This is a genomic window from Mesorhizobium sp. M0074 (genome assembly GCF_040322975.1).
GTDB lineage: Bacteria > Pseudomonadota > Alphaproteobacteria > Rhizobiales > Rhizobiaceae > Mesorhizobium.
Map to the genome: position 1 here is coordinate 72095 of NZ_JAMYUM010000022.1, position 22532 is coordinate 94626.

General features: G+C 65.0%; 19 protein-coding genes. 8 read left to right on the forward strand and 11 right to left on the reverse strand.

Going from position 1 to position 22532, the window contains the following annotated elements:
• Nucleotides 1-45: 45 nt before the first annotated feature.
• From NKJ73_RS25900 to NKJ73_RS25920, 5 genes are all read right to left on the reverse strand, one after another.
• Entirely contained in the window at nt 46-927 is an 882-nt protein-coding gene (locus NKJ73_RS25900; protein WP_352571546.1) for an SMP-30/gluconolactonase/LRE family protein, read from the reverse strand.
• Nucleotides 927-1565 (reverse strand): 2-dehydro-3-deoxy-6-phosphogalactonate aldolase, encoded by a 639-nt coding sequence (locus tag NKJ73_RS25905; RefSeq protein WP_023679860.1) that lies wholly within the window; start codon nt 1563-1565, stop codon nt 927-929. The genes NKJ73_RS25900 and NKJ73_RS25905 overlap by 1 nt, the downstream gene beginning before the upstream one ends.
• Nucleotides 1562-2512: a 2-dehydro-3-deoxygalactonokinase gene (locus NKJ73_RS25910; protein WP_502905403.1), complete on the reverse strand. Its 951-nt coding sequence runs from the start codon at nt 2510-2512 to the stop codon at nt 1562-1564. Before NKJ73_RS25910 ends, NKJ73_RS25905 begins: the two co-directional genes overlap by 4 nt.
• Nucleotides 2512-3279, reverse strand: a complete 768-nt coding sequence (locus NKJ73_RS25915) for an SDR family NAD(P)-dependent oxidoreductase (protein WP_352571548.1) — start codon at nt 3277-3279, stop codon at nt 2512-2514. The genes NKJ73_RS25910 and NKJ73_RS25915 overlap by 1 nt, the downstream gene beginning before the upstream one ends.
• 131 nt (nt 3280-3410) lie before the next feature.
• Entirely contained in the window at nt 3411-5213 is a 1803-nt protein-coding gene (locus tag NKJ73_RS25920; protein WP_352571549.1) for a GtrA family protein, read from the reverse strand.
• Nucleotides 5214-5342: 129 nt separating this feature from the next.
• Here NKJ73_RS25920 and NKJ73_RS25925 point away from each other — a divergent pair, with 129 nt between their 5' ends.
• From NKJ73_RS25925 to NKJ73_RS25940, 4 genes are all read left to right on the forward strand, one after another.
• Nucleotides 5343-6350, forward strand: a complete 1008-nt coding sequence (locus NKJ73_RS25925; RefSeq protein WP_352571550.1) for a glycosyltransferase — start codon at nt 5343-5345, stop codon at nt 6348-6350.
• Nucleotides 6351-6357: 7 nt separating this feature from the next.
• Nucleotides 6358-6732, forward strand: coding sequence for a GtrA family protein (locus NKJ73_RS25930; RefSeq protein ID WP_023679865.1), 375 nt, complete (start codon nt 6358-6360; stop codon nt 6730-6732).
• A 218-nt stretch (nt 6733-6950) separates the two neighbouring features.
• Nucleotides 6951-7892, forward strand: a complete 942-nt coding sequence (gene gshB, locus NKJ73_RS25935; RefSeq protein ID WP_352571551.1) for a glutathione synthase — start codon at nt 6951-6953, stop codon at nt 7890-7892.
• Nucleotides 7893-8055: 163 nt separating this feature from the next.
• Nucleotides 8056-9585 (forward strand): YifB family Mg chelatase-like AAA ATPase, encoded by a 1530-nt coding sequence (locus NKJ73_RS25940; protein ID WP_352571552.1) that lies wholly within the window; start codon nt 8056-8058, stop codon nt 9583-9585.
• A 230-nt stretch (nt 9586-9815) separates the two neighbouring features.
• Here NKJ73_RS25940 and NKJ73_RS25945 read toward each other — a convergent pair whose 3' ends face one another.
• The 6 genes from NKJ73_RS25945 to lepA form a co-directional block, all read right to left on the reverse strand.
• On the reverse strand, nt 9816-11990 hold the full coding sequence (locus NKJ73_RS25945; RefSeq protein ID WP_352571553.1) for a malate synthase G: 2175 nt from the start codon (nt 11988-11990) through the stop codon (nt 9816-9818).
• A 259-nt stretch (nt 11991-12249) separates the two neighbouring features.
• A complete protein-coding gene (locus tag NKJ73_RS25950; protein ID WP_352571554.1) occupies nt 12250-14277 on the reverse strand; it encodes a hydantoinase/oxoprolinase N-terminal domain-containing protein in 2028 nt (675 codons plus the stop codon).
• Between the two features lie 244 nt (nt 14278-14521).
• Nucleotides 14522-15145: a CDGSH iron-sulfur domain-containing protein gene (locus tag NKJ73_RS25955; protein ID WP_352571555.1), complete on the reverse strand. Its 624-nt coding sequence runs from the start codon at nt 15143-15145 to the stop codon at nt 14522-14524.
• Between the two features lie 557 nt (nt 15146-15702).
• Nucleotides 15703-16077 carry a hypothetical protein gene (locus NKJ73_RS25960; protein ID WP_352571556.1) on the reverse strand — a complete coding sequence of 125 codons (375 nt, stop codon included), beginning with the start codon at nt 16075-16077 and terminating at the stop codon, nt 15703-15705.
• 276 nt (nt 16078-16353) lie between these two features.
• A complete protein-coding gene (locus NKJ73_RS25965) occupies nt 16354-16866 on the reverse strand; it encodes a hypothetical protein (RefSeq protein ID WP_352571557.1) in 513 nt (170 codons plus the stop codon).
• A 258-nt stretch (nt 16867-17124) separates the two neighbouring features.
• On the reverse strand, nt 17125-18930 hold the full coding sequence (lepA, locus tag NKJ73_RS25970; protein WP_352571558.1) for a translation elongation factor 4: 1806 nt from the start codon (nt 18928-18930) through the stop codon (nt 17125-17127).
• A 157-nt stretch (nt 18931-19087) separates the two neighbouring features.
• On the opposite strand from lepA, the gene NKJ73_RS25975 reads away from it, so the two are divergent.
• The 4 genes from NKJ73_RS25975 to msrA all read left to right on the forward strand — a co-directional run bounded on the left by NKJ73_RS25975 (nt 19088) and on the right by msrA (nt 22414).
• On the forward strand, nt 19088-20152 hold the full coding sequence (locus tag NKJ73_RS25975) for a TadE/TadG family type IV pilus assembly protein (RefSeq protein ID WP_352571559.1): 1065 nt from the start codon (nt 19088-19090) through the stop codon (nt 20150-20152).
• Between the two features lie 345 nt (nt 20153-20497).
• On the forward strand, nt 20498-21208 hold the full coding sequence (locus NKJ73_RS25980; protein WP_352571560.1) for a DUF1223 domain-containing protein: 711 nt from the start codon (nt 20498-20500) through the stop codon (nt 21206-21208).
• A gap of 79 nt (nt 21209-21287) precedes the next feature.
• Entirely contained in the window at nt 21288-21608 is a 321-nt protein-coding gene (locus tag NKJ73_RS25985; RefSeq protein ID WP_352571561.1) for a hypothetical protein, read from the forward strand.
• Nucleotides 21609-21685: 77 nt separating this feature from the next.
• Entirely contained in the window at nt 21686-22414 is a 729-nt protein-coding gene (msrA, locus tag NKJ73_RS25990) for a peptide-methionine (S)-S-oxide reductase MsrA (protein WP_352571562.1), read from the forward strand.
• The last annotated feature ends 118 nt before the right edge of the window (nt 22415-22532 follow it).

Consider the following 22532-nt stretch of genomic DNA (forward strand, 5'->3'; position numbering starts at 1 on the left):
CCATGATCTTTTCCGAAAACCGGTTCCCACTTTTCGGGATCATGGTCAGCCAATCAGCACACGCGGCTCGAAGCGACCATTGACTGGAATGTCGAGCATGAATGTCATGCCGGCTTGCGGGTCGAGCAGGCGCTGCTTCTCGCTCTTGCCCGACCAGGCGGAGGTGACCGCCAGCCGGTCGGCATTCCTGCCGACGAAAGCCGGACAGGAAGGCTGCGTCGCCGGCATCGCCACCGAACGGACGAGTTTGCCGTCGGGTCCATAGGCTTCGACGACGCTGCCGCCCCAGCAGGCGTTCCACAATATGCCGTCACGGTCGAGCACCGAACCATCGATATAGCCCTTGGCCGAACGGTGGTCGACGAAGACCTTCGGTTCGCCAACCGGCAGTCCGGTCGCCGGATCGCAGCCGACGCGCATCAACAGGCCGGTGCTGGTGTCGGTGTAATAGGCAATGGTCCCATCCTCGGAAAAGCAGATCGAGTTGGGCACAGTAATGTCGGCATAAAGCCGGCGCAGCTCGCCCTTGAAGAACCAGTAGATCGAACCGGCACCCTTCTCCTCGCCCTTGCCCATTGTGCCGACCCACAGCGCGCCGCAAGGGTGAACGCGTGAATCGTTCGAGCGGGTGACCGCATTGTCGGCCTCGATCGGCGTATGCAACGTCAGCTTGCCGGTCGCGACGTCGCGGACATGCAGGCCGGTCTCGGTGGCGATCAACTGGCGCCGGTCGTCGACGATGGCGACGGCGCTGGCCATCTGGCCGAGCTCGTGGACCTTGACCGCACCGCCGGACAGGAGCTTTTCCAGGAGCTGGCCATTGACGATGTCGAACCAGTAGAGCGTGTCGGTGGCAGGGTCATAGCTTGGTCCCTCCCCGAGTTGGCAGACATGGTCGGAAAAAACCGAAACAATGGTCTCGCTCATCATGCCACTCCAAACGCCGCGTCCCAGGCCTGAACTGCGGCTTTCGCTCGCGCTGCCACTTCGTCGACGCTCATGCCCGGCTTGAACAGGCTGGAGCCAAGACCGAAGACGCTGACGCCGGCTGCCTTGTAGCCGGCAAAATCCTTATCCGAAACGCCGCCGACCGCGCCGACCAGCACACTGGCCGGCAGCACCGCGCGCATCGCCGAAATGCCTGCCGCGCCAAGCACGCTCGCCGGGAAGAATTTCAGTGCCGAGGCGCCGAGCCGGATTGCTTGAAATGCCTCGGTCGGCGTGAACACGCCGGGCATCGTCACCATGCCGTAGTGCATGGCACGGCCCATGACCTCGGCATCGATATTGGGGCTGACCAGCAGCCGCCCGCCGGCCTTGTGCAGGCCGTCGACATCGGCGGCGCTGAGCACCGTGCCGGCACCGACCAAGGCTGTTGGAGGAAGCGCTCCGACAATGCTGGCGATGGAGGCGTAAGGATCGGGCGAGTTGAGCGGCACCTCGATCGCTTCGATACCGGCGCCGAAGATCGCCTGGCCGATCGCCACCGCCTCGCTTGGCTTGAGGCCACGCAGGATGGCGACCAGACCCCGCTCGAGCTTTGGAAAAGGTGCGGTCTCTGTCATGCGGCAACTCCATTTCCGGCGATCATGCCATTTTCGCGCGCGGCTTCGGCAAGACCGGCACGCACCGCCTCGTCAGCGTCGACCACCCTGACCGCGAGCCCGGCAAGGCCGAGCGCGTCGGCATAGAGCGTGCCAAGTGCGCCCGACGCGATCAGCACGACGGGCACGGCACTCGCCCCATAACGGCGATTTGCCGAAGCGATCTCGCCGCCGATCAGCAGGCCGGACAGGCACGCGGCGGCATCCTCGGGCTTCAGATCCTGCAGCAGGCTGGCGGCGCGGATCGAGAACAGTCTTGAACCGATGTCACCGCCTTCGGCCAACGCCTTCAGGCACCACTCCCGGAAAAATGGATTTTCGGCGGCAACCGGCTTCGGCGGCTCGCCCAGCGAATGGCGCAGGATCGAGTGCGCGGCCAGCACCGAAAACAGCTCGCCGGTCGGCCAGGTGCCGAAACCGGCAACGGCACCGTCCTCGACCAGCACCCATTTCGAATGCGTGCCGGGCATGCAGACGAGGTGGCGCCCCTTTGCCGGCAAACCGGCGCCGGCGAGCTGCGTTTCCTCGCCGCGCATGACGTCCGGGGCGTCGGCCAGACGCTGGGCAAGGCCGGGCACGATGCGGATGTCGCGGCGCTGGCCGGGGATGCGGGCAGCGCCGGCGAGAATAGCGCCGATCGGCGCCGGCACGCTGACATAGGGCGCCTCCAGCCAGCCCTGGCGCGAACCGGCCATGCCGCAAATGATGACCGGCAGCGCCTCGGCTGCGCCCAGGGCAGCCAGATGCCCTTCGAGAATGGACGAAAATCCTTTAGCCTGGGCGGTGATCAGCCCGTCATCGCCGCGCCGCTCGGCGAGAACCTTGCCGGCGCCGTCGAGCAGCCAGACCCTCATACGGGTGGTGCCCCAGTCGACGGCCGCGACGGAAGCTGCCTTGCTCGATGAGATCACAGGAACCCCCCATCGACGATCAGCATCTGCGCGGTCAGCATGCGTGAGGCATCCGACGCCAGGAACAGCACAGTGCCGACAATGTCTTCCGGCTGCATCACCTCTTTGATGCACTGTTTGGCGACATGAGCGGCGAGCGCTTCTTCGGTGACCCAGAGCTTTCTCTGCCGCTCGGTGATCACCCAGCCGGGCGCGATCGCGTTGACGCGGATGCCGTCGATGCCGAGCTTGCCGGCAAGACCCTTGGTGAGGCCGACGATGCCGGCCTTGGCGGCGGTATAGGCCGGCATATCGGGATGGTTGATGAGAAACGAGGTTGAGGTGAAGTTGATGATCGATCCGCCGCCGGCCCGCTTCATGCCCGGCGCCACCGCCTGTGCGCTGAAGAAATGCGGGCGCAGGTTGATGGCATGATTGTTGTCCCAGAACTCCACCGTGACGTCTTCCACGGCATGACGGTCATCCTGCGCGGCATTGTTGACCAGCACGGTCACGTCGCCATGCGCCTCTGCAGCTTTGCCCGCCGACAGCCGCAACGCCTCGATGTCGCGTATGTCGGTCTTGAGATAGAGCGGCCGCCGGCCCAGCTCCTTCTCTAACCGATCGGCCAGCGCCAGGCTCGGACGGTCGGCAATATCGATGAAGGCGACGTTTGCCCCCTGGCGGACAAAGCCTTCTGTCAAGGCAGCGCCAATGCCGGAGCCGCCGCCGGTGATCAGCACCGAAGCGCCTTCGAGATCGGCAAAGCGCGCCGATGGCATCATGAATTCTCTCCCGGTCCAATGATCGCGGTCTGGCCGGCGCGCATCCTATCCAGCCATGTCGGGCGGGCAAGGGCGAAAGCGTGGATTGTCGGGACTTATGTCCGACAAAAGGCCGCATGGCCGCCGATCGATCAGCTGTCCGGCCGGACGCGGTACAATTCGACGGCGGCTCCGCTGGTCCCGGCAACCGGCTCAAGCCATTCCGGCACGCTGCCGCGCATCAGCCCGGCAAGAAAGCCTGCCGGCGCCTTGGCTGCGAGGAGCTTGCTTTCGGCGCTGCCGGGGCACAGCGCGACGAGGCCGACTTGATGATCCGCCACGACCGTCCTGGCATCGGCATCGGACCCAAGGAAGGCATCGAGCGCCAGCAGGTTGCCGGCGACGTTGCGATGGTAGGGCCCGGCGAAGACGTGATGTCCGGAATAGGCCAGGATAGGCGATCCGAGATTGGAAATTGCCAGTACGGTGGTGCCTGGCAGGCGGCCAAGCGCCGCAAAGGAGGCCATGCGCTGGCAAGCGACATCGGCGCCGTCGCCATTATCGGCGGCGGTATTGCTGTCCTCGAAGGCGACCGAGGTTGCCGCGGCAGCCCCAGTCCAGACGGCATTCACCGAAACCAGCCAGACGGCGGCCATGCGCAGCGCCACGCCACGCGACGGGCTGGCCTCGGCCCGTTGACGCCATTTGGCAATCCAGGCGGCAAGCGGGATGACAGCGAAGGCGATCGAGAATGTCGAACCGCGCACCTGCCAGACGCTGACGATGAAGGCCACGGCAAGTAGCGCGCCGACAAGGCTGTCCTGCCGCCGCCAGCCGCCACGGCCAAGGCGAAGCGCCATCAGCACGAGCGCGATGAGCGGCGTGGCATAGCGCGCCACCACCCCGGCCGGATCTTCAGCGAGCAGCTTGAACAGCGATTGCGCCTCGTCGATGTGATCAAGCCATAGCTCCTTGAGGCGCGGATCGAGGTTGGCATAGGGCGCTGCCAGGCATTGCGGGGACAAAAAGACGACGACAGAGCCCAATACAAGAGCAAGCAGGCCAAGCAAGGCGAACCGCCATTGGCGCGTGCGGCCGGCGGGCTCGACCGACGCTATCGCCGCAAGGCCGGTTCCGGCAATCGCCGCGACGACGAACTGCACGGTCGAGAAGGCGTCGCATTGCGCCTGACCCCAGGCAGACGGCGCAATGGTGGCGACAAAGACGAGAGCGGACGCGCCGGCAAAGCCGAGGCCGAAATCCCTGGCGATCAGCCTCTCGCCATTGGCGCCGAGGGCGAACAGCATGGCAACAGAGGCGCCGATGGTGGCCACATAAGGCGCGGTCTCCATGCCGACGGCCAGCATCAATCCGGCGCACAGGCCGGAGAGCAATGCCGCCGGCCTACGCGTTGGCGCTTCAAGCAACAGGCTCAGGCTGGCCATGCTCAGCATCAGCTGGACATTGTGGTGATCGAGCGCGCCAGGCGAAAAAATGCCGAGGAAATACAGTGCGGCAGCGCCGATCACGACAGCGGGCAGCACGGCGCTGTCACCGGCAAAGCTGCGCGCGGCGCGAGCCGTGAAAAATACGGTCAGGCAGAAGAGCAGCGCCGGCCACAGCACTTGCGCAACATTCTCGGCAAAGGCCGCGCTGCCGGTCAGGGCCGATACGGCCGTGATGATAGCGGCGATCGGCGCATCGACCAGCCGCGACCAATGCATGACGAAACCGCCTTCCAGGCCCATCCTGTACTGGTGGAGATCGAACCACCTTTGGCCGGCCAGCATGTCGCGAACTTCGACGAGGCGCAGCAGATTGTCGTTGTCGCCGCCGGCATTGGTCAGTGCCGGGAAGCCGGCAAAGGCATTGACGGCAAGCGCCAGCACCGTGGCAAGCAGCGCCAGCGCGATATCGGACCTCCAAATGGAGGCGCCATCGTCGGCTGTGCTCATATCGGGACCTTTGGAAGGAATACGGGGCGGTTTAAACCTAGCCTTAACAGCTTCAATAAATAGTAAAGCCGCCCGAGCGAGGCCGGCGTTTGAGCGGTCAGGGGCCTCACAGGGCATCCGGAGACGAAAATGCCACAAGAAGTGCGCCATGAGCCGAGCATCGCCGTGCTCCTGCCTTGCTACAATGAGGAGCTGACGATCGGCGAAGTGGTGCGGCGCTTTCGCGAAACGCTGCCTGCCGCCGCGATCTATGTCTACGACAACAATTCGCGCGACCTGACCGCGCTCCGAGCCCGCGCCGCCGGCGCCATCGTGGTGCGCGAGCCGCGCCAGGGCAAAGGCAATGTCGTGCGCCGCATGTTCGCCGACATCGAGGCCGACATCTACCTGATGGCCGACGGCGACGGCACCTATGCGCCGGAGGACGCGCCGCAACTGATCAACACGCTGCTGACCGAGCGCTCCGACATGGTGGTGGGCACCAGGCGCGGCGTCGCCGACGACGCCGGCAGGACAGGCCACGCCTTCGGCAACCGCATCTTCAACAGCCTCTACAAACGTTTGTTCGGCTCGGACTTTACCGATATCTTCTCGGGTTACCGCGCCTTCACCAGGCGCTTCGTCAAGAGTTTTCCCGCCGTTTCCGGCGGTTTCGAGATCGAGACCGAAATGTCGGTGCACGCCTCGCAGCTCAAATTGCCGGTCAGCGAGATCGGGCTCGACTATGGCCGCCGGCCGGAAGGCTCCTCGTCGAAGCTGTCGACCTTTCGCGACGGCGCGAAGATCCTGTGGATGTTCGCCATGCTGATGAAGGAGACGCAGCCGCTGCGTTTCTTCGGCGCTTTTTCGGTGTTCTTCCTGGCATCAAGCCTGTTTCTGATGGCGCCGGTGCTGATCGAGTTCGCCGAAACCGGGCTTGTGCCGCGCATGCCGACCTGGGTTCTGTCGGTCGGCCTGCTGCTGCTGTCGATGCTGGCGGCGGTGACCGGGGTGATCCTCGATTCGGTGTCGCGCGGCCGCGCCGAGCAGAAGCGCATCTTCTATCTGTCGATGCCTTCCGGTCGCGTCGAACGTGAACGTGCAAGCGCGCTCGCGACTTTGAAGGCCGGACCGCGCAAGACCCCGCGGGCGGCCTAGAGCCTAAATGGGACGCCTCGCCCGCTTCATTGTCGCCGGCGGCATCGGCTTCGTCGCCGACGCGGGTGCGCTTTGGCTGGTGCTGGCGGCAACGCCGCTTGGCCCCTTGGCAGCCCGCATCATTTCGATCGGTTTTGCGCTGTCCGCCACCTGGCTGATCAACCGCCACCTGACCTTCTCGCCTTCCAGCCGGGGCATCGCGCATGAGGGCGCCCGCTACGGCGGCGTCGGCATTGCCACCAGCGTCGTCAATTATCTCGTCTATTGCGTCATGTTGTTCGCACTGCCGATGGTGTCGCCGCTCATAGCCCTTGCGGTCGCCTCGCTGGTCGCCATGGCGCTGTCCTTCCTCGGCTATTCCAAGCTGGTGTTCGACCGCTGAAGGCACATCGCGTTGGGATCTGCGCCAAGCGAAGCGCAGCCTCATCATGACCTTGGCCGATTGGCAGAGGCCGCCGATTTCCTTATATCGCTGTCGTCGATGCATCGGCCCGAAAAATCGGAATCGATTTTCGGAAAGCACGATGCATGGATTCAAGAAATGTTGGAGCGTACTTTGTGCGTCCAAGTGGATCGCTCCAAGTGCGCCGGAGAGCTGCCATGCCCCTGAAAGTCGCCGTCCAGATGGACCACATCTCCACCGTGTCGGTAGCCGGCGACACGTCGTTTGCACTGTCGCTGGAGGCGCAGCGGCGCGGCCACCAATTGTTCCACTACACGCCCGACCGGCTGTCGCTGCGCGACGGCAAGGTGTTTGCCCGTATCGAGGCGATGCAGGTCCGCGACGAGAAGGGCAATCATTATTCGCTGGGCGAAGAAGTCCGCACCGATCTTTCGGAGATGGACGTCATCCTTTTGCGGCAGGATCCGCCCTTCGACATGAACTACATCACCACCACGCATATTCTCGAGCGCATCCATCCGAAGACGCTGGTGGTCAACGACCCGGCCTGGGTGCGCAACAGCCCGGAAAAGATCTTCGTCACCGAATTTCCCGACCTGATGCCGGACACGCTGATCACCAAGGACCCTCTCGAGGTCGCAGCCTTCCGCAAGGAGTTCGGCGATATCATCGTCAAACCGCTCTACGGCAATGGCGGCGCCGGCATCTTCCACCTGCACGAGGCCGACCGCAACCTCGCCTCGCTGCTCGAAATGTTCGGCCAGTTGTTCCGCGAACCCTACATCGTGCAGCGCTACCTCAAGGAGGTGCGGGCTGGCGACAAGCGCATCATCCTGATTGACGGCGAGCCTGTCGGCGCCATCAACCGCGTGCCGGCCGAGCACGATTCGCGCTCCAACATGCATGTCGGCGGCCGCGCCGAAAAGACCGAATTGACGGAACGCGAACGCGAGATCTGCGCCCGCATCGGTCCCTCGCTGAAGGAGCGCGGCTTCATCCTCGTCGGCATCGACGTCATCGGCGATTACATGACCGAGATCAACGTGACCTCACCGACCGGCATACGCGAAGTGCAGCGCTTCGGCGGCGCCGACATCGCCAGCCTGTTCTGGGATGCCGTGGAGGAGAAGCGCAACTAGCCTCGCTTCGCGAGCGGCCGCGTTGCAAACCATTGCCGCCGTTGCGCTCAGCTGTTCCCCAAATGTTCTTGCCTTCGCCGGAAATCTGTGGTTGTCTCGGGTGACGCCGTTCGCGGCATGATCGCAAAGGCTTGGGGCAAAAGCCTGCATCCGGGGTGAAGACATGGTGGCGCGGGTTCGCACGGTTGCTTTCCAGGGCATCGAGGCCGTGCCGGTCGACGTGCAGGTGATGATCGCGCCGGGCAAGGTCAACATGCACATCGTCGGGCTGGCCGACAAGGCCGTAGCCGAAAGCCGCGAGCGGGTGCAGGCAGCACTTCATGCATCCGGCCTGTCGATGCCGTCGAAGAAGGTCACCGTCAATCTGGCGCCCGCCGACCTGCCCAAGGAAGGCAGCCACTACGATTTGCCGATCGCGCTCGGGCTGATGGCGGCGCTCGGCGCCATTCCGGGCGACATGCTGGCCGGCTATGTCGTGCTTGGCGAATTGTCGCTCGACGGCACCATCGCGGCGGTGGCCGGCGCGCTGCCGGCGGCGATCGGCGCCAATGCCGAAGGCAAGGGCTTGATCTGCCCGTTCGCCTGCGGGCCGGAAGCGGCCTGGGCCGGCAAGGATTTCGACATATTGGCGCCGCGCAGCCTGATCGCCATCGCCAATCATTTTCGCGGCACGCAGGTTCTGTCGCGGCCGGAAGCCGGCATCCATGCCTCGGCGCGCGACCTGCCCGACCTTGCCGACATCAAGGGCCAGGAGACCGCCAAGCGGGCGCTGGAGGTGGCGGCGGCCGGCGGCCACAATCTTCTGATGGTCGGACCGCCGGGGTCGGGAAAGTCGATGCTGGCGCAGCGGCTGCCGTCGATCCTGCCGCCGCTGGCGCCCAGGGAATTGCTCGAAGTCTCGATGATCGCCTCGGTGGCCGGCGAACTCGGCGAAGGAAAACTCACCGACCGGCGGCCGTTCCGCGCGCCACATCATTCGGCCTCGATGGCGGCGATGGTCGGCGGCGGTCTGCGCGTGCGGCCGGGCGAGGCCTCGCTTGCCCATCACGGCGTGCTGTTCCTCGACGAGTTCCCCGAATTCTCGCCGCAGGCGCTCGATGCACTGCGCCAGCCGCTCGAGACCGGCGACTGCATGATCGCGCGCGCCAATCATCGCGTCACCTATCCGGCACGTATCCAGCTGGTCGCGGCGATGAACCCGTGCCGCTGCGGCATGGCCGGCGAGCCCGGCTATCGCTGCCTGCGCGGCGACCGCTGCCGCACCGACTACCAGGCGCGCATTTCCGGCCCGCTGCTCGACCGTATCGACCTCAGGATCGAGGTGCCGGCGGTCTCGGCCAGCGATTTGATCCGGCCGGACCGGGCAGAGAAAAGTGCCGCGGTGGCGCTGCGCGTCGCCCGCGCCCGTACGATCCAGCGCGAGCGCTTCGAGCGGCTCGGCGCGACCGCCACCACCAACGCCCATTGCTCGCCCTCCGTCATCGAGGCGATCGCCATGCCCGATGCCGCCGGCCTGTCGTTGCTCAGAGATGCCAGCGAAAAACTCGGCTTTTCCGCGCGCGCCTATCACCGCGTCTTGAAGGTGGCGCGGACGCTGGCCGATCTCGAGGCCAGCGAGACGGTCGGCCGCATCCATCTGGCCGAAGCGATTTCCTACCGCATGAGCTCGGAACGGATGGCACAAGCGGCGTAGGCTTCCTTCCCCTCGAGGGGAGGGTGGCCGCGAAGCGGCCGGGTGGGGTCGCCGGCGACGTGCTCGGCCTTTAACGTCTGCACGATATGCGCAGATCAAGATGGCACCGAGTATTGGTCGCCAAGACAATCCCGTTCTTGTCGCTGGAATGGGAGTCGGCGCACTTCTTGCAGGACCCCTCCCGGCCCTTCGGGCCACCCTCCCCTCGAGGGGGAGGGGGACGCCGGCGACTAGCGCGCCTGCTCGTTCGCCTTCAGCTCCAGCCTCCGTGCGTGCAGCACCGGCTCGGTATAGCCGTTGGCCTGGACGCGGCCCTTGAAGACCAGATCACACGCGGCGAGGAAGGCGATGGACTTGCCGAAATCCGGCGCCATCGGCCGGTAGAGCGGATCGCCTTCGTTCTGGCGGTCGACGATCGCCGCCATGCGTTTCATCGTCTCCATGACCTGCTCGGGCGTGCAGACGCCGTGATGCAGCCAGTTGGCGATGTGCTGCGAGGAGATGCGCAGCGTGGCGCGGTCCTCCATCAGGCCGACGTCGTTTATGTCCGGCACTTTCGAACAGCCGACGCCCTGGTCGATCCAGCGCACGACATAGCCCAGAATTCCCTGCGCGTTGTTGTCGAGTTCCTTCTGGACGTCTTCAGGGGACCAGTTCGGCCGCCTTGCTACCGGCACCGACAGGATGTCGTCCAGTTTCGCCTTGGGGCGGCTCTTCAGCGCCGCCTGGACGGCGTGGACATCGACCTTGTGGTAGTGCGTGGCGTGCAGGGTCGCCGCCGTCGGCGACGGCACCCAGGCGGTGTTGGCGCCGGCCTTGGGATGCACGATTTTCTCGGCCAGCATCGCCGCCATCAGGTCAGGCATCGCCCACATGCCCTTGCCTATCTGGGCGTGGCCGGCCAACCCACATTCCAGCCCGATGTCGACGTTCCAGGCTTCGTAGGCGGCGATCCAGGCGGCCTGCTTCATGTCGCCCTTGCGGATCATCGGGCCGGCTTCCATCGAGGTGTGGATCTCGTCGCCGGTGCGATCGAGGAAGCCGGTGTTGATGAAGACGACGCGTTCTTTCGCGGCGCGGATCGCCTCCTTGAGGTTGACGGTGGTGCGCCGCTCCTCGTCCATGATGCCCATCCTGATGGTGTTTTTGGGCACGCCGAGCAGCGCCTCGACGCGGTCGAAAATCTCGACGGCGAAGGCAACTTCGTCGGGCCCGTGCATCTTGGGCTTTACGATGTACATCGAGCCGGCGCGAGAATTGGCGCGGCGCCCGTTCACGCCGATGTCATGCAGCGCGATCAGCGCCGTCAGCGCCGCATCCATGATGCCTTCCGGCACCTCGTTGCCGTCGCGGTCTGATATCGCCGGATTGGTCATGAGGTGGCCGACATTCCTGACCAGCATCAGCGAGCGGCCCGGCAAGGTCAGCGTGCCGCCATCGGGCGCGGTATAGGAGCGGTCTGGGTTGAGCCTGCGGACAAAGCTCTTGCCGGCCTTGGTGATCTCCTCCGCCAAGTCGCCCTTCATCAGGCCGAGCCAGTTGCGGTAGACCAGCACCTTATCTTCGGCATCGACGGCCGCCACCGAATCCTCACAGTCCTGGATGGTGGTCAGTGCCGATTCCAGCACGACATCGGCAATGCCGGCCGGATCGGTGCGGCCGATCTGGTTGTTGCGGTCGATGACGATTTCAATGTGCAGGCCGTTCTTGACCAGCAGGACGGCTTCGGGGTCGGCGGCATCGCCGCGATAGCCGGCAAACTGTCTGAGGTCGGCAAGCGTGGTGGCGCCGGCACCCTCGCCCAGCCGCAACATGCCGTTGGCGACCGAAAGCCCGTTGACGCCGGCCCATTTGCCTGTGGTGAGCGGCACCGCCTCGTCGAAGAAGCTTTTCACCCAGGCGACGACCTTGGCGCCGCGCGCCGGATTGAATTTGTTGCCTCGCTCGGCGCCGGCCGTCTCCGGGATGGCGTCGGTTCCGTAGAGCGCATCGTACAGCGAGCCCCAGCGCGCATTGGCGGCGTTCAGCGCATAACGCGCATTCATCACCGGCACCACCAGCTGCGGCCCGGCGACCGAAGCGATTTCCGGGTCGACATTTTCGGTCGTCACGCTGAAGGCCGGCCCCTCGGGCAGCAGATAGCCGATCTCGCGGAGGAAGCTCGTGTAGGCCTCCATGTCGACGGGCGCGCCGTTGTCGCGATACCAGCGGTCGAGCTTGTCCTGCATGGCATCGCGCTTTTCGAGCAGCGCCCGGTTTTTTGGCGAGAGATCATGGACGATCGCCGAAAAACCGCTCCAGAATGCCTCCGCTTCAATGCCGGTGCCCGGCAGCGCCTCGTTCACGACAAAATCATGAAGCGCGCGGGCAATCCGCAATCCGGCGATCTCGACGCGATCGGTCATCAGGGCTTCTCCAAGGCGAACGGCTAGGCCGGGCCTTTGGCATGTCACGGTGGCAGGGTCAATTCAGCTTAGGGTGAAGGTAGGGCGTTTTCGCTGCCGATCTCCCCCTTTGTGGGGGAGATGGCCGGCAGGCCAGAGGGGGTCGCCTCGCGTGGAGTGCAACCTCTTCTTTGCACCAAATCGCGTCGCGCTTCATGCGAGGCGACCCCCTCTGTCGCCTTCGGCGACATCTCCCCCCTCGAGGGGGGAGATTACGCGCTCACACCGCAATCCTTGGCCGTCCCGACGCCACCGCCACGACATGCGCCTCGATGAACATGCGCTGGCCCTCTACGGTGGAGACTCGGAACTCGCTGGCGATTTCGATCTCGGCACTGTCGGTGCCGGCGTCCTTAGCCCGCCCGGCGGCAATCGCCCGCACATCTTTCTCCGCCGCGGCGATTGCCGCCGCCTCGTCGTTGAAATCGCGCACGCTTTCACCTGAGGCAACGCGGAACAGCCCTTCCTTGGGCTGGCTGACCCGCGCCTCGGCCGATACCCGGACCTGGCCGACGACGGCGCCGAGCGCGTTGGCGACATCGGTATCCTGCGGCACCACGCATCGATTGCCGACCAGCTCAGCCAGGCCGGCATAATGCAGCGGCGCCGAGGCGCCGAGGCCGATCACCGGACGGTCGAGCGCGACGCTCAAGCGGGCGATGCCGGGATGCGCGTCGACGGCGCGCTGGACCAGGGCATGGGCGACGGTCGCCGCGCCATCCAGCCCGTCCTCGGCAAAGGCGGTCTCGAGGATGACTTCCGCCGACAGGCGGGTCAGCGCGGTCAGCACCCGTTCCGAGATCGCCTCCGGCGAGGCGGCGATGAACTGGCCGCGGCCGTCGCGCCTGCGCGCGAACAGCTCGGCACCCAGACGCGCCGCGGCCGCATCCCAATTGGCCTGCCGGCCCAGCACATGCGCGGCGTCCGACGGCGTGAAGCCGGCGACATGCACCAGCCCGCGCGACACCAGCCGGTTCAAGGTGGCGTTCTGGGCGTTCGAGGTCAGCAATCTGTCTAGAGCCTGCGGCACGGCGCCAATCAGTTCGTAGAGCTTGGCTTCGGCGCCGGTCAGTCCGGCCGCCAGCCGCTCCGGCACGCCGGTGCGCACCGCCAGACGGCCATCCATGCGGCCGGGATTGGGCGCGCGCAGCTGGCGCTCGAGCTCCGCCGTGACGGCCTCGCCATGCATCAAGCCGGCCAGCGCCAGCGGCACCAGGCGGCGCGGGCCGAGCAGGATTCTCGGATTGAGCGCGCCGTCCTCCAGCGCCACTTCGGAATCGCCGCCGAGCCCAAAGGTGCGCATGGCGACGGCCTCGACCATGGTGCGGAACCCGCCGACGGTGGCGCCTTCCGGATCAAGCCGCGGCCGGCCCTTGTCGAGCACGGCGACGTCGGTGGTGGTGCCGCCGATATCGGAGACCACGGCATCGTCGAGGCCGGTCATGTGGCGGGCACCGACGAGGCTGGCGGCCGGGCCGGACAGGATGGTCTCGATCGGCCGCTGGCGGGCAAAGGCGGCCGAGACCAGAGCGCCGTCGCCGCGCACCACCATCAGCGGGGCGGCGATGTTGCGCGCGGCCAAAAAGCCTTCGGTTGCCGCGACCAGCCGGTCGATCATCGAGATCAGCCTGGCGTTGAGCAAAGTCGTCAGCGCCCGGCGCGGGCCGCCGAGCTTGGCCGACAGTTCGTGGCTGGCGGTGACCGGCAGGCCGGTCCTGTCGCGGATCAGGTTCCGCGCGCTTAGCTCATGCGCCGGGTTGCGGGTGGCGAAATAGGCGCAGACGGCAAAGCCGGACACCGACTTTTCCAGTTCCGGCAAAGCTGCCTCCAGCCCGGACAGATCGAGCTTTGCCGCATTGCCATGGACATCGTGGCCGCCGGGGCAGAACACCACCGGGTCGGTGCCGAGCGCCGCCTTCAGCCCGTCGCGGGCAAGGTCGCCCTCGGCAAAGCCGATCATCACCAGCGCCACGCGGCCGCCCTGGCCCTCGACCAGCGCATTGGTGGCAAGCGTCGTCGACATCGACACCAGTTTGATCGCTGCCGGGTCGGTGCCGGCCATTTCGAGCACCGCATCGACCGCGCCGGAGATGCCGACCGCCAGATCATGGCGCGTGGTCAGCGCCTTGGCCTTGGCCAGCACCTTTCCGCTTGGCCCGCCGGCCTCCGACCACAGCACGGCGTCGGTATAGGTGCCGCCGGTGTCGATGCCGAGGAATAGGGGTGGCGATTTGGTCTTGGCGGTCATTGGCGGGTCCGGAGAATTCTCTTGCCCCGCCCTTAGCCGATATGAACGGGCCGATAAAGGCACGAGCGCTGGGCCAAGGCAGCGTAATCTCCCCCCTCGAGGGGGAGATGGCCGGCAGGCCAGAGGGGGTCGTCTCGCGTGGAGCCCCGGCATTCTCTGGCCGCGATGGCATTGGCGTCAGGACGTACCGACCCCCCTCTGTCGCCTTCGGCGACATCTCCCCCTCAAGGGGGAGATCGCTAGGCTACCCGACAAACCCCACGCGCTTATGCGAGCCATCGCAGAACGGCTTGTTGGCGGTGTGGCCGCAGCGGCAGAGGAAGGTGCGTTGCGTACGGTCGACCGTGTGGCCGGTGCCGGTGACGATTTCGACATTGCCTTCGAGCTTGAGCGGGCCGTTGGTCGTCGGTGTGACGGTCAGCGGGCCATTCCGCACCTCCAGCGCCGGCGCGTCCTTCAGCGCCGGCTCGCCGGTGGCGGTGAAGCCCGATTTGGTGTGGCTACCATCGCAGAACGGCTTGTTTTCCGAGGCGCCGCAGCGGCACAGCGTGGCGCGGTAAAACGTTTCGCCGCCCAACACGATCTCGGCATGGACGGCAAGCGGACCGTTTTCCCTTATGCGCACAATGTTGACCACCGGCGGCTGTTCCTGCGGCCCGCCATCCTTGCGGATATAGGTGATGGCGCCGGACGGGCAGGCTTCGGCGAGCGCCACGATCTTCTCGACGCTGGCCGCCTCGGGGTGGATCCACTGGCCGGGCGCATTGGGCACGAAGACACGCGGATCGCCCAGCACGCAGTTGCGCGAATGGATGCAACGCCGGCCGGAAAAGCCGATGTCGATGTTCTCGCCTTCGACCACTGCCATTGGGTGGGTCTCCTGTCGGACTACGCTATGGCGACAGTCAGGACGACGTCAAGGCAGAATTCTCACCCTCGTGAGGGCCGACCTCGGGCGCGGCGGTAAGGGAATTCGCATTTCTTGCTCGCAGCACCACATTTTGTTCTTGCTTTGTGCCGGCAGCTATGCTACTAATTTGGGTATGGTGCTAATTGGCTCCAACGACCCGCCTGCCGAGGCGGGTTTTTTGTTTCAGCTTTGAAATTCCGGCGTTGCCGGCCTGACGTTGGCGGGACAGCGCGCGCCCCTGCCCGCTTTGCGCTGGCTTCTCCCCCACAAGGATGGAGCAATCGCCCATGAAGTCCCCCGGCCGCGGAGCCTGCCCTCGGGCTGCGGAGGCAAGACTCGTGGGCGGCCACCTTCTTCCCGCCGGGGAGAAGAGCCTGGCGCAGCGCAGGCGACCTCCTCTCCCCTCGGGGAGAGGTCGGATTGCCCCGAATTGCCCTTCGCAATTCGGTTGGCAATCCGGGTGAGGGGGCACTTGCCCATACGCGATTGCCCCCAACAAGAGGAAGACGGGCAACTCACGGAACCAGATCGATTTCCTCGGTCTCGCCGCCACTGCAGGTGTAGCAGCAATCGTCGCACTTTTCCGTATTGCCGGGGCCGACGCCCCAATAGGTATTCTCGTCGCCATCGACCCAGGCGCCGTAGCAGATCGATTCGCCGTCACTGCAGGACAGCGGGATCGCCTTGGTCTCGCCGTCGTTGAGATAGTAATCCTGATTGTTGCCCGGCCAGACATGATCGCGGTCCTGGCTGTAGAGCTCGACGCGCATGGCGTTCGGATGGCTGTTCTTGATCTCGAAGGTGACATCGCCGGCATGCGCGACGGGCGCAAACAGCGTGACAATGAACAGCGACGCGGCGACGCGGCGCGCGAAAGCGTAGGACGACATGATGATTTCCCCCCGGAATGAAGCGGCCTGCCCGGCCGCGAGGGGGAACATGGCATGGCGGCGGGATGGGTGGAAGGGGGTGCGCCATTTGCACATCGCGAAAGCGCAGCGTTGCCAAGGAAGACCCCTCTCCGGTTTGCTTCGCAAACCACCTCTCCCACTTCGTGGGGCGAGGAATGCCAATCACCGAAGCCTCACAAGACCTGGGTCCCTCGCCCCCACAAAGTGGGGGAAAGGTGGCCGCGAAGCGGCCCGAGAGGGGCGGTTCGACCAGGCTCAACGCCCAGGCTTCAGGAGGGTCCAGATCCAGCCGATGAATGTTAGGACCAGAAACGGATATCCGGCAGCCGGCAGAGGCGCCGAGGTCGGCAGCAAAGGCGCACCCCACAGGATCAGGCCCGCCGACGCAACAAACAGCAAGGCGGCCACGACAGCCGTGAGCCGCATCCACAGCGCGAAGGTTTTCGGCGCGCTGACCATGACCAGCGCCGCCGCCCAAAGCGAGATACCGCCGACATAGGAGGGCACGCTGGCCTCAAGCCCCGCCGCATTGCCGGCCAGCAGCAGGCTCTCGCCGGCGAGAAAGGTCAAAAATCCGGCCGCCAGGCAGTCGTTGCACAGTCGCTGATATTTCATCGTCAGCAGCGCGGTCGCCACCACGAGCGCCACGCCGTCGATCGTCCAGAGCGTTTCGCGAAGTTCGGCGCTCTCGACGAAGGTGCCGGCGAGTCCGAAAGCGCCGCCGATGGCGAGGCCGATCGCGGCGACGAGGTCCAGAGTGGAGCGCATGTGATGTCTCCCCCGAAGCCGCAAGGATACTTCAAGGCGGGACATTCTCCAATGATGGTCCGCTGTCCTGAAGGGTCGCAATGGCCGGCGCGTATCCAGCTTGCTGACCTGTCGCACTCTTCTGCCCAATCTCCACCATGCAGCTTCAGCGCCGCGCTGGCGGGGGGCCCGCTGCCTCCGGCAGCTCCCCCGCTTTCGAAGCCTGCCATCGATTCACTGGATCGATGGGTTGGCGCGCTGTGCGCGCCAACCGGCTTCTCAATCCCCCATTTTCAAGGCCTGGATAAACGCTTCCTGCGGGATGTCCACCTTGCCGAACTGGCGCATCCGCTTCTTGCCCTCTTTCTGCTTGTCGAGCAGCTTGCGCTTGCGCGAGACGTCGCCGCCGTAGCATTTGGCCGTGACGTCCTTGCGCAGCGCCGAGATGGTCTCGCGGGCGATGACCTTGCCGCCGATCGCCGCCTGGATCGGGATCTTGAACAGATGATGCGGGATCAGCTCCTTCAGCTTCTCGCACATCTGCCGGCCGCGCTTTTCCGCCGCCGTACGGTGGACCAGCATCGACAGCGCATCGACCGGCTCTTCGTTGACCAGGATCGACATCTTGACCAGGTCGCCCTCGCGATAGTTGGTGAGGTGATAGTCGAAGGAGGCGTAGCCCTTGGAGATCGACTTCAGCCGGTCGTAGAAGTCGAAGACCACTTCGTTGAGCGGTAGGTCATAGATCAGCATGGCGCGCTTGCCGACATAGGACAGGTCCGCCTGGATGCCGCGTCTATCCTGGCAGAGTTTCAGGATGCCGCCGAGATAGTCGTCCGGGGTGAGGATGGTGGCGCGGATCCACGGCTCCTCGATGGCCTGGATCTTGACCACGTCGGGCATGTCGGCCGGGTTGTGCAGTTCCTTGACAGTGCCGTCGTTCAACAGCAGGCGGTAGACGACGCTAGGTGCGGTGGCGATAAGGTCGAGATTGAATTCGCGCTCCAGCCGCTCCTGGATGATCTCCAGATGCAAAAGGCCGAGGAAGCCGCAGCGATAGCCGAAGCCGAGTGCGGCACTGGTTTCCATTTCAAAGGAGAAGGAGGCGTCGTTGAGGCGCAGCTTGCCGACGGCGGCGCGCAGATCCTCGAAGTCGGCGGCGTCGACCGGGAACAGGCCGCAGAACACCACCGGCTGTGCCGGCTTGAAGCCGGGCAGGGCCTGTGCCGTCGGCCGCTTGTCCTCGGTGATGGTGTCGCCGACGCGAGTGTCGGCAACCTCCTTGATCGAGCCGGTGAAGAAACCGAACTCGCCGGGGCCGAGCTCGTCGACATTGATGCGGGCGGGCGTAAAGACGCCGGTGCGCTCGACCAGGTACCTGGCGCCGGTACCCATCATGCGGATGGTCTGGCCCTTCTTCAGCACGCCGTCGATGATGCGGACCAGCACGATGACGCCGAGATAGGCATCGTACCAGGAGTCGACCAGCATCGCCTTCAGCGGGGCCGCGATGTCGCCCTCGCGCGGCGGCGGCAAATCGTTGACGATCGCCTCCAGCACATCGGGAATGCCGAGCCCGGTCTTGGCCGAGATCAGCACGGCGTTGGAGGCGTCGATGCCGATCACCTCCTCGACCTGTTCGCGGATGCGCTCGGGCTCGGCGGCGGGCAGGTCGACCTTGTTCAGCACCACGACGATCTCGTGGTTGTTGTCGATCGCCTGGTAGACATTGGCCAGCGTCTGCGCCTCGACGCCTTGCGAGGCGTCGACGACCAGCAGCGAACCTTCGCAGGCGGCGAGCGAGCGCGACACTTCATAGGCGAAGTCGACATGGCCGGGCGTGTCGATCAGGTTGAGGATATAGTCCTCGCCATTGTTGGCGTGGTATTTCAGCCGCACCGTCTGCGCCTTGATGGTGATGCCGCGCTCGCGCTCGATGTCCATCGAGTCCAGCACCTGCTCCTTCATGTCGCGCAGCTCCAGCCCGCCGGTCGACTGGATCAGCCGGTCGGCAAGCGTGGATTTGCCATGGTCGATATGGGCAACGATGGAGAAGTTGCGGATGTTTTTGATCGGCGTGGTCATGCGGCGCGCTTTAGCAGGGGCACGCTACATCGGCAAGCGGCGGGGCGCGGGTGCGGCGGCGGGGCGGCAAAGTCGTTAAACTTTGATCCATGAGATTAGAGCATAGTTCGCGCCCGGCGTGATAGCCACTGGCCATCGCCGTTTCGGGGGGATCGGAATGCCGTTGTCAGCACGCAAATTTCTCAAATCGGTGAGCGGCTCGTTCGCGCCATTGCTCGCCATCTTGCTTATCCCGATGGTTGCCGCATTGGGTTTTTCCATCGACTATACCTCTGCGGTTTCAACCAGGGCATCGATGCAGAACGCCCTCGATGCAGCGTCGCTGTCGATCACGACGCTTTCGACGGACACCTCACTGGCGGACCGCCAGGTAAAACTGCAGGAGGCATACCTGGCCAATGGCGGGCAAGGCACGGTCAAGCTCGACAGCTTCGTCGTCGCCACCGACGGCGCCGCCAGCATCAAGGCTTCGGCCGGCTTTGCCATGCCGACGAATTTCATGCAGATCGCCAGGATCAACACCGTGCAGGTCGGCGTTGCGTCGGCAGTGACAAAGCGGCCGGCATTGGTGCAAGCCACGTTCAAGGTGACCAAGGTCTCGGGCTGGTGGGGCAAGACAATGACGCTCTACGGCACCAAATTCGGGGACACGGTGGCCAACAAGCTGATGAAGATCACCTACACATACAACGGTTATGGCGATCCGAAAGGCTATGGCACGGCGACCGTCTCCACCATCAACGGAGCGACGATCACTATGGTCCAGCAGCAGGTGTGTACGACCACCACGGTGCTCAGCTTCTACGGCTTGCCTAGCACCACGATCGTCCAGACCGACTCATACGGCAGGAAATACGCGACCACCTGTGTCAACACAATGTATCCCGCGACCGGTGCCGGCGCGGTGATCGACGTCAGCCAGATGGACCAGCTATATCTGCAGATGGATGTCCCGTCAGGCAATCCAACGGTGCTCAAATCGAACGATCCGGCAACATCGAACCGCCTCTACGCGAACGGCGTCGAGATCGCCAGTGGCCAAACGGTCGATATCTTTATGCTGGTGCCGTGCGGCCAGACCAGCACACAAGCGTGGGAAGACGGGGGATCGTCGGTGCCGACATCTCCGACCATCACCGATTCCAACGCGGACTTTTTCTACACAGTAACCGGCAAGTGCGCCTTCAATCAGCGGGCATCGGAAACGCTGTTGACACAATAGGCCGCCGCAGCTGAATGCGAGGGCATATCGGCCCGCTTAGGCTGCCCGTCCATCACACCGCCGCCCGGTCACACCAGGTGGCGTGTTGGTTGCGAGCGACCGTCTTCCCTTCGCCCACTGTGGGAGAAGGTGGCCGAGCGAAGCTCGGTCGGATGAGGGGTGTTCCAGGGAACGCCAACGCCTCATTTCTTGCAGCACCCCTCAACCGTCTCGGCGCTTCGCGCCGATCCACCTTCTCCCACAAGGGGAGAAGGGAGAGCTGCGAACGATCACGAAGCGGTGATGCTGTAACGAACCGTGTGTCGGCGGCGAAGTGTGGACATGGAACCGCACAGGAGAACAGCGATGACCGGATCGAAACGCAGCACAGCCCTGATGGGGCTCGCCGCGGCACTGTTTTCCGCGACTGTGCTGTCGGCAACCAGCGCGGCCGCCGGCCAGACGCTGACCGTCGTAGAGCTGTTCACCAGCCAGGGCTGCTCGTCCTGTCCGCCGGCCAACGCCAATCTGATCAAGGTCAAGGACCGGCCCGGCGTGCTGGCGCTGTCCTTCAACGTCACCTACTGGGACTATCTCGGCTGGAAGGACACATTCGGCAAAGAAGAATTCACGCAGCGCCAGGTCCGCTATGAACCGTCGCTCGGCCGTTCCGGCCCGTTCACGCCGCAAGTGGTGGTCAACGGCAGGGCCGATGCCGTCGGCGCCAGGCCGGGCGAGATCGAGCAGCTGATTTCGAGTGGCGGCCACGCTGACGGACCTTCGTTGTCGCTCGCCGGCGGAAAGGTCAGCATCGGCGCCGGTCCGGTGCCCGGCGGCAGGGCCGATGTCTGGCTGGTGCGTTACGGCAAGGGCGTCGTCGAGGTGCCGGTGGCGCGCGGAGAAAACACCGGCCGCACGCTGCCGCACGCCAATGTCGTGCATTCGCTGACCAGGCTGGGCAGTTGGACCGGCGACGCCACCGCACTGCCGCTGCCGGCGGCGACGGGCGGCCTCAGCACAGCGGTGCTGGTGCAGGTGCCGGGCGGCGGGCCGATCCTCGCTGCCGCAGCGAATTAGAACCCGTTCCGAAATTTGCGCAACGCCGCAGCGGCGCCGCTGCATGCCGTCAACCCCTGCCAAACCCTAGGAGATCATCATGACCAATCCTTTGACCAATCGCCCGACCCTGGCGGCACTCGCCTTCGCACTTTGCTCGACGGCGCTGTTCGCAGGAGGCGCGGCGCGGGCCGAAGATGCGATGAAGCCGGCGAACGCCATGGCAACAAACGCCATGAAACCGGCAACGGACGCAATGAAGCCGGCCGGCGCCATGGCGGCTGACGCGATGGCCACGACCGCGATGAAGGCGACAGATCCGATGAAGGCCGACTGCATGGCCAAGGCCGCCGCCGAGACGGACGCCATGAAGAAAGCCGAAGCGACCAAGGCCTGCGATGCCATGGCTCCGGCCAAATAGGCGATGCGCACAGCAATGTGAGAGCCCGGCGGACCTATCCGTCGTATAATCCACACCAGCATCATGGGAGATCAGACATGACCGGAGCCGTGAAACGATCGTCGATTTTCGCAAAAGCAGCACTTGCCGCGCTCATCCTCACGGCCGCCGCGGCCGTGTTCTGGCAGACGCCGGCAGTTTCGGCCGAAGACGCGGTGGTGATCCCGCCGCCGGCAATGGACGAGAAGGCCACCGCCGGCACCGAAAAGGCGGTCTTCGCCGGCGGCTGCTTCTGGGGTGTGCAAGGCGTGTTCCAGCACGTCAAGGGCGTCACCAGCGCCGTTTCCGGCTATACCGGCGGCGACAAGGACACGGCCGTCTATGAAATGGTCGGCACCAGCCGGACGGGCCATGCCGAATCCGTCGAGATCACCTACGAGCCGTCCGAGGTGACCTACGGCCAGCTGCTGCAGGTGTATTTCTCGGTGGCGCACAACCCGACGCAACTGAACTACCAGGGCCCGGACAGCGGCACCCAGTACCGTTCGACGATCTTTGCCGAAAACGACGCACAGAAAAAGATCGCCGAAAGCTACATCGCCCAGCTCGACAAGGCCAAGGTGTTTCCCAAGCCGATCGTGACGACGCTGGAGACCGGCAAGACCTTCTATCCGGCCGAGGACTATCACCAGGACTTTCTGACGCTCAACCCGACCTATCCCTATATCGTCTACAACGATTTGCCCAAGGTCGAGAATCTGAAGCGGCTGTTCCCCAACCTCTACCGCGAAAAGCCGGTGCTGGTGCTGGCCGCCAACAAGAGCTGAGCTTTTGCGGGGGGCCTGCTGATCTCCCCCCTTGAGGGGGAGATGGCCGGCAGGCCAGAGGGGGGTCGGTTCGGTTGGCGCGACGCGGTCCAGCATATCGAGGAAGACGAAGTTGGCA